Source organism: Corynebacterium sp. UD i78 (genome assembly GCF_056280545.1).
Genome location: NZ_JBWCED010000001.1, coordinates 1893115 through 1907125 on the forward strand (window position 1 = coordinate 1893115; position 14011 = coordinate 1907125).

Here is a 14011-nt window from a genome sequence, read left to right on the forward strand (position 1 = left end):
TCCGTGGTTCCGTTCCTTCGTCTTGTGTGGTGGTTACTCGACGGTGACCGACTTGGCCAGGTTACGGGGCTTGTCGATGTCGGTGTTGCCGCACTGGCGGGCGATCTCGGCCGACAGGAACTGCAGCGGCACCGTGGACAGCAGCGGCTGCAGCAGCGTGCCGGACGCCGGGATCTCGAGCAGGAAGTTCGCGTAGGGCTTCACCGACTCGTCGCCCTCCTCGGCGATGACGATGGTCTTCGCGCCGCGGGCCCGGATCTCCTGGATGTTCGTGACGATCTTGGAGTGCAGGATCTCGCGTCCCTGCGCGGAGGGAACCACGACGACGACCGGGAGGTCCTCCTCGATCAGCGCGATCGGGCCGTGCTTGAGCTCACCGGCGGGGAAGCCCTCGGCGTGGATGTACGCCAGCTCCTTGAGTTTGAGCGCGCCCTCCAGCGCCACCGGGTAGCCGACGTGGCGACCGAGGAAGAGCATCGTCCGGATCGGGCCGAGTTGCTCGGCGAGGCCGTGGATCCGGTCCTTGAGCTCGAGGGTCTTCTCGATCTTCGCCGGGATGGCCTCCAGCTGGTCGAAGATGTCTTCGATCTCGTCGGGGTACTTTGTGCCACGGGCCTGCGCCAGCGCCAGGCCGACGATGTAGTTCGCCGCGATCTGGGCGAGGAAGGCCTTGGTGGACGCCACACCGATCTCCGGGCCGGCGTGCGTGTAGAGCACGGCATCCGACTCACGCGGGATCTGCGAACCGTTGGTGTTGCACACCGCCAGGACGCGCGCACCCTGGGACTTGGCGTGGCGGACGGCCTCAAGGGTGTCGGCGGTCTCACCGGACTGGGAGACGGCGACGACGAGGGTCTGCTTGTCGAGCACCGGGTCACGGTAGCGGAACTCGCTGGCGACCTCGATCTCGACAGGCAGCCGCACCCAGTGCTCGATGGCGTACTTGGCGAGCAGGCCGGAGTGGTACGCCGAGCCGCATGCGACGACGAAGACCTTCTCCACCTGGCGCAGGTCCTCGTCGGAGATGCGCTGCTCGTCGAGGACGACACGTCCGTCGACGAAGTGGCCTGCGAGGGTGTCGCGGATGGCGGCGGGCTGCTCGAAGATCTCCTTCATCATGAAGGAGTCGAAACCGCCCTTCTCGGCGGCCTCCAGGTCCCAGTCGATGTCGAACGGGCGGCCCTCGGCGGGCGTCCCGTCGAAGTCCATGACCCGGTAGTCGTCCTTGGTGATGACGACGACATTGTCCTGGCCGAGCTCGACGGCCTTCCGGGTATGCGCGATGAAGGCGGCGACATCGGAACCGAGGAACATCTCGTCCTCGCCGACACCGACGATCAGCGGGGTGGAGCGGCGTCCGGCGACGATCTTGCCCGGGGCGTCCACGTGGGTGAACAGGAGGGTGAAGGCACCCTCGAGACGACGCAGCACCGCCAGGGCGGACGCCTCGAAGTCACCGGCGGTCGGGCCGCCGTTGTAGGCCAGGGCGACGAGGTGGGCGGCGACCTCGGAATCGGTCTCGCTGGTCAGTTCGATGCCGGCGGCCTCGATCTCCGCGCGGAGCTCGGCGAAGTTCTCGATGATGCCGTTGTGGACGATCGCGGCCTTGCCGTCGAAGGAGACGTGCGGGTGGGCGTTCGTGTCGTTCGGCCGGCCGTGGGTGGCCCAGCGGGTGTGGCCGATGCAGGTCGCACCGGCGAAGCGCTCACTGTCCCGGCCGCCGGCGGCATCGATCTGGTCCAGCAGGTTCGCCAGCTTGCCGGCCTTCTTCTCCACCTCGAGATCACCGGGGCGCACCACCGCGATTCCGGCGGAGTCATACCCCCGGTACTCCATCCGCGCCAGAGCGTCCAGACCGATGTCGAGGGCACTGACGTTACGGGCCGCATCTCCGACGTAACCAACGATTCCACACATGCGCACCACCCTACCGAGACAGTCGTTCCGGGGGTTACTCCGGTGTGCCTGAGGGTGTCCGGTCGACTGGTAGGGAACCCGTATGTTCCGTCCATGGACTTCGGACGTGACGGTCCTGATGTTCTTCCCCGGAAGCATCCTGCTTCCGACCCCTACCAGGATCCCCTGTCCATCTGACTCACAAAGAACTGTCCGGAATGAAGAATGAAGACTCTCGCCGTCGGTGGCTACCAGCTGACCCCGGCCGACTTCGGCAATCCCCGTGTCGCTGGTCAGGGCGGCCAGTTCGTCCAGGTTCCCGGCGGTTGGGCACTGCTGCCGTTCTGATCCCCTATCATTGTGACCGTGGCTGAGAATGTGAAGAACCTGATCGCCCGCCTCGGCAGGCCCGGTCCCTATGACGTCCATGTCGGCGACCTCGGTGTCGCCGGACTGCCGGGGCGGGTCTACGTACCCGTCAACGGGTCCGGTGGCGCCGGTCGTTCCGGACGCAGGAAGCGCACCTCGGTGCCCGGTCTGGTGTTCGCGCACGACTGGCGGATCTCGGCAGACGCCTACCACGTCACGCTGCGGAACCTGGCGAGCTGGGGCATCGCCGTCGCAGCTCCGGACACCGAAACCGGCTTCCGGCCTGACCACCGCGGCTTCGCCGCCGACCTGGAATCTTCACTGAAGATCCTCGCCGGCGTGAAGCTCGGTGACGGCGCCACGGTCGTCGACGTCAACCGTCTGTACCTCGCCGGTCACGGCATGGGTGCCGGTACTGCGGTGCTCGCGGCGGCGGGCCGTCCGGTCACCACGCCGAGCTCCGGTGACACCCCGTCCCTGGCCGGCGTCATCGCCGTGTACCCGTCGGACACCACCCCCAGCTGCTACGAGGCCGCCCGTGTCGTGGAGGCGCCCGGCCTGGTGCTGGAGGCGGGGCGCCCCGGTTCAGTACCCACAGGCAATGCGGGACGTCTCGCCGCGAACTGGCGTGGCCCGGTGGGCTACCGCAAGATCCTCAAGGGCAGCCCGGCGGGGTTCAGCGAGCCGGTGCTGCGCAAGGTCGGCATCGGTGGCGCGGGTCTCGAGTTCGCAGTCCAGGAGCTGGTGCGTGCACTCATCATCGGCTTCATCGCCGGTGACGGCGCGGTGGAAAACGGGGAGGCGAAAGCCTTCACTCCGCTGCACCGGTTCGGTGCGGATCTCCCCGACATCAAGGGAACCTCGACGGCGACGCGTCGGGAACTGTTCGAGTCCTTCCCCGAGTTCTTCGACCCGGGTGAGAAGCTGCAGGACGCTATCCTTCACCGCTGACCTGTGGTCGGTGGCCCGTTACGGGCCGCCCGGTTCAGGGGACCCGGGCATTGAAGAGGTCGTCGGGGGACCTGCCCTGCCGGACCGGTGGGATCCGGTGGGGTGCCTCGGCATTCCCGTCCCGGTCCGCCTGTCCGGCGACCTTCTCCAGGCTGCGACGGAGGGTGTCCGGCAGATCCTTGTCCGCCATCACCGCCTCCACCTCTGCGGTGAACTTCCGCAGCACCTCGGTCTGGGCACGGTAGGCCTCGACGAAGTCCTCGCTGGCCCGACGCATGCTGCCGAGGTATTCGTCCATCACCGCCCGGTGGGCGTCACTCATCTGTGTGGGGCGTGCAGTCTCTGACACAGCACCTGTCGCGGTGCCTGTCGCGGTGCCTGTCACGGAATCTGTCATGGTCTCTCTCCTGTTTCAGATGGGCCCGGTGTCGGTCACCAGGCGTCGGCGGACTCGGGCGTGGTGCCGGTGGATACGCCGGCGTCGGTCGTCCAGATGTCCGGGTTCCACCCGTCGGTCGCGACGTCCCCTGCATCCCCGGCATCCCCGGCTGATGCAGTCTCCGGGGTCTCCCCGACAGCTGCCGGTGACACCGGCGGGGTGTCCTCCGCGGCCGGGGCGGTGCCCACCTCGGCGACGACAGTCGGGGCGCCCGTGGCGTCCGGCAGCCGCTCGGTCTTGTCGAAGCCGTGGACCGGGTCCACGCTGGGCTCCGGTTCAGGACAGGTCGGCTCGGGTGCCGGTTCAGGGCAGTCGGACGGCCCGGCGGCGGGCTCCCCGGCGGACTCCACGGTGAACTCCGCGGCCATCTCCAACGCGCCACCGACGGCGACTGCGGCACCGCCCCCGACGGCCAGACCTGCCGCCCCGACGGCACCGGCGATGAGCATGTCGTCGGCGGCCGGGAAACAGTCACCGACGGTGATGTCGACCAGTGCCTCCAGGCCGTTGTTGCGTTGACCGAGCATGTCGGACACCACCGTCACCGCCCCCTGCACCATGCCGGCGGCGGCATCACCGGCACCGCACGCCAGTGCGGTGGACGCCAACCCGCACACGTCCTCGACGAAAGCACTGATCTCCCCCGCGCACCCTGCGGTCAGCTGGTCCATCGCCCCGGCGCAGCTGCCCACCGAGCTCACCGCGTCCTGCCAGAGTCCACTGTGGGAGACGAGAGCGTCCCCGGCGTCACAGAGTCCCTGGCTCGGCACCCCGCCGCCGATACCTTCGATCACCCCGGCGGCCTCGGTGACCAGTGGAGCGATCTGAGCCGCCGAGTCCACGACCGTGCCACCGGCACCGGCGACCGCGGTGATGGTGGCGGTGTCCAGACCCCGGGTGAATTCCCCCAGCTCGCACATCCGACGCACCGGTTCCGGCGGACAGCCGGTCTGCTCCGCGGTGGCGGCAAGTGTACCGAGGGCGGCGTCCGTCTCGGCCCTGGCAACGGTGGTCACCGGAGACCACCCCCGCCGGTCGTCCGTCCGGTGTCTGCGACCGTCCCGGCCGACCGGTGGTCCGCACCGACGATACGCTGCACCGACCGTTGTGCGTCCTCCAGTCCTGCCCGGATCCGGCGCAGGTGCTCCGCGCGGGTGTCCTGCGCACCGGCCAACAGCGCGACGACCGCCGCACCCCTGATCCCCAGCCCCTGACCGAAGGACGCCGCGGACGGCGTCGCTGGTGATGTCTCCGGTCGCGTCCCCGGTCCGGCGGCGTCGACCGCGGCCAGAGCGGCGGTGACGGCGTCCCTCCCCCGGTCCGGATCGACGGACATCCGGTCCGTATGTGCCCTCACAGTGGTCCTCCTCCCCTGCCACGCCCCGGTGGCGGACAGTCATACCCCTGTTTGACTCCACCGGGGCCCGGAAGGTTCCCGCACCACCACGAATACTGCCGGGAAATATCAGCCCTCGGAGATGACCACCGCGGCCAACTGCCCGGCGATCTTCTTGGCGTCGGCGGCGGTGGGGGCCTCAACCATCACGCGGTAAACCTGTTCGGTGCCGCTGGGGCGCAGCAGCACCCGGCCGGTCTCGCCCAGCTCCTTCTCCGCCGCTGCGACGGCCTCGGCGACGACCGGGGAGGTGTGGATCCGCTCCTTGTCCTCGACCGGCACATTGACCAGGGTCTGCGGCAGCACAGTCATCACCGACGCGAGTTCGCGCAGGGTACGACCGGTCTCCGCCATCCGGGCCATGATCGACAGGCCGGTGAGCGTGCCGTCACCGGTGGTGCCGTGCGCGGGGATGACGACATGGCCGGACTGCTCGCCACCCAGGGACAGGTCCTGGGCGTTGAGGTCGGCGAGCACGTAGCGGTCACCGACCTTCGTGCGGCGCAGCTCGATACCCTGCTCCTTCATCGCCAGGGTCAGGCCCAGGTTGGACATGACCGTGGCGACGAGGGTGTTCTTGCGCAGCTCGCCGGATTCCTTCATCGCCACCGCGAGGATCGCCATGATCTGGTCACCGTCGATGATGTTGCCCTCGGAGTCCACCGCAAGACAGCGGTCGGCGTCCCCGTCATGGGCGAGACCGAGATCGGCGTGGTGCTCCAGGACGGCATCTCGGACGACGTTGATGTGGGTGGAACCGCAGTCGTCGTTGATGTTGTAGGAGTTCGGGTGGTTGTGGATCGCCACCACATCCGCCCCGGCCTGGGCGTAGGCCTGCGGGGCGGCCTCGCTGGCGGCACCGTTGGCGCAGTCGACGACGACTCGGATTCCGTCGAGCGGTGCGGGCACGGAGGAGGCCAGGTGGAACAAATAGCGCTCCAGGCCGTCACCGGACTCCTCGATGATCCTGCCGATGCCGGCGCCGGTCGGGCCGGACTCCTTCAGCTCCAGCATGGCAGCCTCGATCTCGTCCTCGACGGTGTCGTCGAGCTTGTGGCCGCCGGCGGCGAAGAACTTGATGCCGTTGTCCGGCATCGGGTTGTGGGACGCCGAGATCATCACACCCATGTCCGCGCCGTAGTCGTCGGTGAGGAAGGCCACCGCCGGGGTAGGCAGCACGCCCACGTTCAGCACATCGACGCCCTGGGACGCCATGCCGGCCGAGAGTGCCGCGACCAGCATCTCGCCGGAGACGCGGGGGTCGCGTCCGATGACGGCGACCGGTCGACGCTGGGAGCCCGTCGTGGTCTCGGTGAGGACGCGTGCCGCAGCGGCCCCCAGCCGCAGGGCGAGGGGGGCGGTCAGGGAACGGTTGGCCAGACCGCGCACCCCGTCAGTTCCGAAAAGTCTGCTCATGGGGAGCCAGTCTAGTGGGCGGGGGTGCGAGTTCCGGTGTCGGTGCCGGGACTGTGTCGGCATCACGCAGCCAGAGGCTGTTCGAGCGGGTGACGGAACAGCCTCAGGCTGCGCGATGCGGGCACACCCGCGACCCGGACACAGCGAGACGCCGCCCACGGCGCACACGGGGTGCGCCATGGACGGCGTCTCTGCCCGGAAGAACCGGGACACAGCCCACCAGGGCTGACAGGCGGGGCGCAGGGCCCCGGACAATCAGCGCTTGGAGTACTGCGGGGCGCGACGGGCCTTGTGCAGACCTGCCTTCTTGCGCTCGACCGCACGGGCGTCACGGGTGAGGAAGCCGGCCTTCTTCAGGGCGGCCCGCTCCTCCGGGTTGTACTTGTTCAGGGCACGGGAGATAGCCAGACGCATCGCGCCGGCCTGGCCGGAGGGGCCACCGCCCTTGAGGTTGACCTGGAAGTCGAACTGGTTCTCGCGGTCCAGCAGGACCAGCGGAGCCTTGATCAGCTGCTGGTGCAGCTTGTTCGGGAAGTAGTCCTCCAGGGTGCGACCGTTGCAGGTGAACTGGCCGGAGCCGGCAACCATACGGATGCGGACGACGGCCTCCTTGCGGCGACCGACGGTCTGGATCGGGCCCTCGTAGAGATCGGCGACGGCCGGGGTGGCCTCGTCGGTCTCCTCGACCTCAGCGACGGTGTCACCGATGGTGGCGACGAACTCCTCGCTCACGGCCTCAGTGGCCTCGTAGTTCTCGTTGTCGCTCACTGGGCCACCTTCTTGATCTCGTAGGTCTCGGGCTGCTGGGCGGCGAACGGGTGCTCGGCACCGGCGTAGACGCGCAGCTTCTTCACGGACTGGCGGGAGAGACGGTTGTGCGGCATCATGCCGGTGATCGCCTCAGCCACGACGCGCTCCGGGTGCAGCTCCAGGGAGCGGCCCAGGGACATGGTCTTCAGACCGCCCGGGTAACCGGAGTGGCGGTAACGGAACTCGCGGTCACGCTTGTTGGACGAGATCGCGACCTTGTCGGCGTTGATGATGATGACGTTGTCACCGCAGTCGGTGTTCGGGGCGTAGATGGCCTTGCCCTTGCCGCGCAGCAGACCTGCAACATGGGTGGCGAGACGGCCCAGAACCACGTCAGTGGCGTCGATGACGTACCACTTACGGGTGATGTCACCGCTCTTCGGGTGGAAAGTAGTCACTTAAGGACTCCTTGTCTTCATGGAGCTGCCGGCCCGTCTGCCCTGAATCAGGCTTTCACCGTGTTTCCGGGGTGCCCGCGGCGGCCGGTTGAGACCCGCGGACCGGTCACCGGGGCATACACCGGGGTGACCGCAACCTGAAAGACAGTACTCCCCCCCGGTCACGTGTGCCAAACCCGTGGGGACGCCCGTGACCGTCACGCCCAGCTGTTCGCTGCGCTGGTGTTGATCTGGCTCATCCGCGCATTGGCGTCGTCGACGGTACGGGCGACGGAGTCGAGCACCATGTTGAGCTCCTCAAGGGAGTTGTCCCACCGGCGCTGGGCGTCCTGGTAGGCCACGGCGGACGTCCCCTCCCACTCGGCGACCATCGGGGCGACGTCACCCTTGAGCTGCGAGAGCATTCCGTTGATGTTGCGGCTGGTCGCGCGGATGTCGGCGGCCGCCTGGGCGATCATGGCGAAGTCGTACTGGATCATTGCTGTCTCCTCGGATTGTGGCTGATCTGTGGTGGAGTTCTGGTGGGTGCCGGTCAGCGGAACGCCGCGACGTTGTCATCCTCGACCTGCTGGAAGGACCGGGCGTTGCCGCGGATGTTCTCCGCGATGCCGGTCAGTGCCGCGCGCAGCTCGCGGGCGGCGTCGTTCCAGCGGACCATCAGATTCCCGAAGGACGCCTGCGCCTCGCCCCGCCACACCCCCTGCACGGAATCTACGGTGCCCTGCAGCCGGTTCAGTTCGGCCTGTACCTGGTCGTTGACCGTGTCCACTTTCCCCGCGGTGGCATGCATGACGTCGGTGGTTGTCCTGAAGCTCATGGCTTCCCCCTCATATTTCTGTGTAGGTTCCGGGCCCCTGTCGAGGCCGTCCCCTAGTTAGACTCCACAGACCCCCGTCCGGTTCACTCCCCGCCGAAATTACTCCCCGCCGAAATTACTCCCTGCCGAAATTACTCCCTGCCGACATCACTTCCCGGACAGCACCTGGTACGACGTCCGGACGTGTTCGGCGGCGAGTTCCGCGGCCAGGTCGGCGTCCCCCCGGGTCACCGCATCGAGCAGCGCGCGGTGCTGGTACTGCAGTGTGGCCTGCATGGCGGTCCAGTCTTCCCGCGCCCGGTAGCCCTCCAGCAGCGGGGCGCGCAGTGACTCGCGGATCGCCTGCGTCATGTCGGCGAAGAGACGGTTGCCGCCAGCGTGGGCCAGGGCGACGTGGAAGCGGGTGTCGGCGTCCCCGAAGTCCTCCCGGCTCAGCTCGGCACTGTCGGCACTGTCGGCACTGTCGGCACCGTCGGCCTCCTCGTCCCCGTCCATGGCGGCGAGCTCCTGCTCCATGAGTTCGAGCATCTCGGGGTCGCGGTGTTCGGCGGCCATGCGCGCGCTCTCGACATCGAGGATCATGCGGGTCTGGACGACCTCGTCGAGGGCGAAGTTGTTGAGCGCTACATGCAGTTTCAGGAATCGGCTCAGTGCCGTGGTCGGCATCGAGGTGATGAATGTCCCGGCACGGGCACCGGAGCCGACATGGGACTCGAGTACGCCGTGGCTCTCCAGCACCCGGATCGCCTCGCGGGCTGCCGCTCGGCTCACGCCGAGCTGTTCGGCGAGCTGACGCTCCGGCGGAAGCATGTCGCCGACGCCGAGTGCCCCGGACAGGATCCGGTTCTCGATCGCCTCGACGACCAGCGAGTGGGTGCTGGTCCGAGGTGCAGGACGCCCGGAGTCTGAGATTTCTGACATGCCGTCGGTTCTACCACGGTGAGCGCCGGTTCACCCCACCCGGGCGGTGGCGGTGAACCTGTCACAGGCGGCGAGGCGTCCTGCGGTCTCCTCTGCGGTGCCCGCCCGGTACTGGCAGCCGACGGAGACCTGGTGGCCGTCGATGAGGCGCACCTGCCAGCGGGTGGTCGACCGTCCGCTGTCCTCCGCGTAGTCCACAGGGTGCTGCGAGGTGACCTTCGCCGCCGGCATGTCGGCGAGGCCGGTGAGCAGTCGGGCGTCGAGTTCTTCCTGGGTGCCCAGCGGGGTCGGGGTGGCGGCGACGAGGATGCGGGCGTCCGGGTCGTCCGACATCCAGATCTCACGGCGGTCGGTGGCCTCGCGCAGGGTCCAGCCGTCGAGGTCGGCGTTGACGGGGATGTCCGCACGCTCGGTGATGTGCTCCGGGGTGGCGTCGCCGCGGCGCACCGGGTCGGCGAACAGTGCGTCGTCTGTGGGCGCGGCGGCCACAGACTCCTGCTCCGGCGTCGGCACCACGTTGGAGGTCGCCCCGGTCGGCAGTGCGGCGGCGACAGACTCGTCCCCGCCCCGTCGGAGGATGCCTGCCACGGCCAGGACACCGACCAGTACCACGACAACAGCGGTGACGGCGAGCAGTGCCTGGCGCACCGGTGGGCGTTCCGCGTCAGTCTCCGCGTCCACCAACTCCTGCTCAGGTTCCTCCTCCAGCTCCCCGCCCTCCAGTTCAGCGAGCTCGGCACGCGCCATCTCCAGGTCTGCGGCAAGGCGCAGCGCGGTGTCCGGATCCACGCACCGTGCCCGCACCCCGACGGTGCGCAGGTAGGCGGCGACTGTCGCAGCGTTCTCCCCGGTGACCAGCACATCGGTGGTGGATTCGCCCACGCCCCAGGGGAATCGGACCCGTGGCGTCCGCGGATTAGGATCGGTGAGGTCCGGGTCCGCCGCGCGTTCCTCAAGTGCCTCGGCGACGAGTTCACGGACCGCCTCCAACCTGCTCAGCGGCACGGTGGAGCCCCGCCAGAGCAGACCTGTGCTGTCGCCCGGCGCGTCGCACCGGACGCTGAACCCGCTGAGCAGGTCGGTCACCGTCCATCCGTTGACGAGGATGCCGGACTCCACCAGCGACACCGCCTGCACCGTCATTCCTGTCGCGTTCACTCTTTCTCCCCTGTCTGATCCCCTGTCTGATCCCCTGTCTGATCCCCTGTCTGATCCTCTGTCTCATCCACTGTCGGTTCCTCCGCCACAGCGACCTGCAGTTCCACGGCGTCCCCGACAACGAGGACGCCACGCCCCGGTGTGCTGGGCCGTAGCACCTGACCTGCGACCGGACCGTCCTCCCGAGGCGCCGAGAGCAGCACCCAGGCGGTGCTGTCGCGCACCCCCTGGAGCAGCGGAGTGTAGGTGCTGCGCCCCATCACCGCACTGCGCCGCGCGGTGACCAGGTGCAGGCCGATGTCCGCGGCATGGGGCAGCAGCGGCACCAGGATGTCGAGTGCCGAAGCGAGGTCGGCCGAATGGTCGAGGTCGTCGACGACGACCACGAGTTCCGGGCCGGTCCACCAGCTGCGGTCGCGCAGCATCTGCGGGCTCAGCGTGGTGACGTCGGCCGGGATCCTCTCGCGCAGCACCCCGGCCCAGCGGGTGAGTTCGTCGGTGAAGGACACCGGGGAGCGGTAGCCCGGCACACCGAGCAGTCCGCGGCGTCCGTCGGCGACGAGCAGTTCCGCACTCCCCTCCTCCCACGCGTCCGGATCTGCGAGTCCGGCGATGACGGTGCGGAGCGTGGTCGTCACCCCGGACCGGGCCTGACCGACCACGGTCAGATGTGGGGAGGACGCCGGGTCCCAGGTCACGGTACCGAGGGTGGGACCGCCGACGCCGAGGACGACCTTCCCGGGCTCTGCGGGACCGGCTGCGGTGGCGGACACCCTTTCCGGGAGCAGCTTCATCTGCAGGTCAGGTTCGCTACGGGCCGTACTGACCCGACGGGCGTGTTCGACGGCCTCCTCGTCGGAATGGGCGACCTGGATATGGCGTCCTGCCGGGGAGACGCCGCGACCCGGCACATCGGGCAGGCTGCGCTGGGTGTCACGGAACGTGGAGTCCGTCGGCGTCATCTTCAGCTCGACGGTCCCGGTGAGCAGGTCACGCAGGCTGGGCCGGAAGGTCCAGCGCAGCGCGGTGACGACCACGTGGACGCCACGTTCCAGGCCACCGGCCACCAGCGTGGCGAGCCGACGGTCGCTCTCGCCCAGGGTGTCCACCCCGTCGATGAGCAGGACGCGGTGGGTGACACCGGGAGAAGCGTCCTGCTCCAACTCATCGAGCAGCCGGTCGACCCGGTCGGCGCCTACGACCGCGGCGACCTGCGGAAGCCGGGTCAGGGAGGCCAGGGAACCGCCGGGGTCGAGGATGTAGACCGCCACAGAAGGGCTGGTCAGGGCGAGCCCGACGGTGAGGGTGCGCAGCAGGGTGGTCTTGCCGGTGCCCGGTGAGCCGACGACGGCCCAGTGGCGACGACGCAGGTCGATGTCGAGGCGTCGTTGTTCACCGTCGAAGGGCAGGTCCTCCAGGGCGACCGGGACGCACAACGGGACGCTGTCGTGTTCCGCTGCTCCCAGAAGACGGCTGGCCGGCAGGTCGGTAGGCAGCGGATCCAGCCAGATCGGACGCAGGTTCGGCCCGGCCAGCCGGTCGACGACGAGGTCCATCGTCGTGCCGGTGGCCTCCGGTTCCACCCCGAGTTCGCGGATGATGCGTCGATCGGCCGGCACCTCGGGACCGGAGACATAGGCCGACTGGAACCGCACCTGGCCTGCCCCGCCGGCCTCGGCGAGGATCGCGGCACCGGGGTTGGCCGGCAGGTCGTGGGCGGCGGTGGAGCCGATGAGGGCGCGGGACTCGGCCGCGGAGAAGGTCCGCAGTGCGATGCGGTAGCTGAGGTGGGATTCCAGGCCACGCAGGCGCCCCTCCTCCAACCGCTGGCTGGCGAGCAGCAGGTGCAGGCCGAGGGACCGGCCGAGGCGTCCGACCGCGGCGAAGACCTCGGCGAACTCCGGACGGGCGTGGAGCAGCTCGGAGAACTCGTCGACGACGATGAACAGTGAAGGCATCTCGCCGGGATGTCGCCGGTTGTACTCGGTGGCGGTCGACAGGCCGGCGGCGCGCAGGGTCTCCTGGCGACGGTGCATCTCGCCGAGCAGAGCGTCCTGCATCCGGTCGACGAGCACCGCCTCCTCGGAGAGGTTCGTGATCACCGCGGCGGTGTGCGGCAGGCGTTCCAGGCCGGCGAAGGCGGCACCACCCTTGAAGTCGACGAGGACGAAGTTCAGTTCCTCTGCGCTGTGGTGGTGGGCGAAGCTGGTGACCACGGCTTTCAGCAGCTCGGACTTGCCCGACCCTGTCGCGCCGATGCACAGCCCGTGCGGGCCGATGCCGCCCTTGGCGGACTCCCGGATGTCGAGGTACACCGGTGACTGACCGGCCCGGCCGATCGGCGCGCGCAGGTCACCACCGGGCAGGTCGAGCAGGGAGGTCTCGCTGCGCCGGGTACAGCGGGCGCGGCACAGGGCGGCGAGTTCGACGTCGCTGAGCCGGTCGGCGGTGGCGAAGGGACGCCAGCCGTCGACGGTCCACGCGGAGAGCACCTCCCCGTCGGAGTGGAGCAGCAGGCCGCGGGTCCGGGCGGTCTCCTCGGCGGCCTCGTCCGGGTCGGCGACGACCGTGCAGCGCGCAGGTGCCGATGCCTGGTGCGCAGGTGAATCGACCTCGGCACTGTAGCGGAAGTTGATCCGCAGCGCGCCGTCGTGCGGCAGCCACCGGTCATGTGGGCCGTCGATGCCCACGACGCCCGGATCCTGCAGTACCAGCGCACCCTGCATGGCTCTGACCTGGTCGGATGCCCCGGGTCCGGTCACCGCGACGACCGGGAACTCCCGCAGGTCCACCGCCACCGGGGCGTCGAGGGTGGCATGCCGGGTCGCCAGGTCGCGCAGGCTCATCGCGCACACCGGCTCCAGATCTTCCGGGGGCACGTCGACCGGGATGTCGATCGGGTCATCGGGGGCCTGGACGGCGGTACCGAGACGCACGACGCCGGGTTCGACATCCTGCCCGTCGATCCCCTCGGCCGCCCGGGTCCACAGTGCCTGCGGGTGAGGGTGACGGCGCTCGGCATCCTCCCGCTGTGTGTGCCGGGCGCGCCGGACGCCGTCGGTCAGCGCGTCGAGATGGCGGTGGTAGCTGCGTCGGATCTCGTCGACGTCCTGGCCGCCGGGCTGGAACATCATGACCATCGACCCGATCATCATCAGAGGGAAAATGAAGGTCATCGGGCTGCGGGCCATCCCCGAGAGCATCATCGCGGCGACCATGCCGAGCACGGCGACGAGCATGACAGCGGGCATGAGCAGCCGCAGGAACGGCTGCTTGTTCTTCGGCAGTGATGGTGGTGGTTGCGTCTGCACCGGCTGTCCCCTCGGATGAAAAAGTCCCCGTCATCGACCCTGCCCGCGCCCCCTGTGGCCCCGGACCCCCGACAACATGATCTCTGGCTTACGCCTGTGTTCGGCGACAATACCGCAATCCCGGTGCAC

The 14011-nt window shown here is 68.9% G+C and carries 14 protein-coding genes; 2 read left to right on the forward strand and 12 right to left on the reverse strand.

Translation table 11 applies throughout. The annotated features are described in order from the left end of the window. Positions 1-33: 33 nt before the first annotated feature. Positions 34-1917 (reverse strand): glutamine--fructose-6-phosphate transaminase (isomerizing), encoded by a 1884-nt coding sequence (gene glmS, locus ACZ9GM_RS08905; protein WP_291474056.1) that lies wholly within the window; start codon positions 1915-1917, stop codon positions 34-36. Positions 1918-2121: 204 nt separating this feature from the next. On the opposite strand from glmS, the gene ACZ9GM_RS08910 reads away from it, so the two are divergent. After that, positions 2122-2244 (forward strand): hypothetical protein, encoded by a 123-nt coding sequence (locus ACZ9GM_RS08910; protein WP_291474057.1) that lies wholly within the window; start codon positions 2122-2124, stop codon positions 2242-2244. Positions 2245-2262: 18 nt separating this feature from the next. Beyond that, on the forward strand, positions 2263-3216 hold the full coding sequence (locus tag ACZ9GM_RS08915; RefSeq protein WP_291474058.1) for a dienelactone hydrolase family protein: 954 nt from the start codon (positions 2263-2265) through the stop codon (positions 3214-3216). A 34-nt stretch (positions 3217-3250) separates the two neighbouring features. On the opposite strand, the gene ACZ9GM_RS08920 is transcribed toward ACZ9GM_RS08915, so the two are convergent. The 11 genes from ACZ9GM_RS08920 to ACZ9GM_RS08970 form a co-directional block, all read right to left on the reverse strand. Continuing rightward, the gene (locus ACZ9GM_RS08920; RefSeq protein ID WP_476037672.1) at positions 3251-3613 is read right to left on the reverse strand and encodes a hypothetical protein; all 363 of its coding nucleotides are present in this window, start codon (positions 3611-3613) and stop codon (positions 3251-3253) included. 35 nt (positions 3614-3648) lie between these two features. Further along, positions 3649-4671 carry a hypothetical protein gene (locus tag ACZ9GM_RS08925; RefSeq protein WP_476037673.1) on the reverse strand — a complete coding sequence of 341 codons (1023 nt, stop codon included), beginning with the start codon at positions 4669-4671 and terminating at the stop codon, positions 3649-3651. Beyond that, positions 4668-5012 carry a hypothetical protein gene (locus ACZ9GM_RS08930; RefSeq protein ID WP_476037674.1) on the reverse strand — a complete coding sequence of 115 codons (345 nt, stop codon included), beginning with the start codon at positions 5010-5012 and terminating at the stop codon, positions 4668-4670. Before ACZ9GM_RS08930 ends, ACZ9GM_RS08925 begins: the two co-directional genes overlap by 4 nt. 108 nt (positions 5013-5120) lie before the next feature. Further along, positions 5121-6467: a phosphoglucosamine mutase gene (gene glmM / locus ACZ9GM_RS08935; RefSeq protein WP_291474062.1), complete on the reverse strand. Its 1347-nt coding sequence runs from the start codon at positions 6465-6467 to the stop codon at positions 5121-5123. Positions 6468-6722: 255 nt separating this feature from the next. Beyond that, complete coding sequence (rpsI, locus tag ACZ9GM_RS08940; RefSeq protein ID WP_291474063.1) at positions 6723-7235, reverse strand: 30S ribosomal protein S9; 513 nt, start codon at positions 7233-7235, stop codon at positions 6723-6725. Beyond that, complete coding sequence (rplM, locus tag ACZ9GM_RS08945) at positions 7232-7675, reverse strand: 50S ribosomal protein L13 (RefSeq protein ID WP_291474064.1); 444 nt, start codon at positions 7673-7675, stop codon at positions 7232-7234. The genes rpsI and rplM overlap by 4 nt, the downstream gene beginning before the upstream one ends. A gap of 197 nt (positions 7676-7872) precedes the next feature. After that, positions 7873-8154 (reverse strand): WXG100 family type VII secretion target, encoded by a 282-nt coding sequence (locus ACZ9GM_RS08950; RefSeq protein ID WP_291474065.1) that lies wholly within the window; start codon positions 8152-8154, stop codon positions 7873-7875. Positions 8155-8207: 53 nt separating this feature from the next. Then, the gene (locus ACZ9GM_RS08955; RefSeq protein ID WP_291474066.1) at positions 8208-8492 is read right to left on the reverse strand and encodes a WXG100 family type VII secretion target; all 285 of its coding nucleotides are present in this window, start codon (positions 8490-8492) and stop codon (positions 8208-8210) included. A 147-nt stretch (positions 8493-8639) separates the two neighbouring features. After that, on the reverse strand, positions 8640-9413 hold the full coding sequence (locus ACZ9GM_RS08960) for a FadR/GntR family transcriptional regulator (RefSeq protein ID WP_291474067.1): 774 nt from the start codon (positions 9411-9413) through the stop codon (positions 8640-8642). Between the two features lie 30 nt (positions 9414-9443). Further along, entirely contained in the window at positions 9444-10571 is a 1128-nt protein-coding gene (locus tag ACZ9GM_RS08965; protein ID WP_476037675.1) for a type VII secretion-associated protein, read from the reverse strand. Further along, complete coding sequence (locus tag ACZ9GM_RS08970) at positions 10568-13882, reverse strand: FtsK/SpoIIIE domain-containing protein (RefSeq protein WP_476037676.1); 3315 nt, start codon at positions 13880-13882, stop codon at positions 10568-10570. Before ACZ9GM_RS08970 ends, ACZ9GM_RS08965 begins: the two co-directional genes overlap by 4 nt. Positions 13883-14011 lie beyond the last annotated feature (129 nt).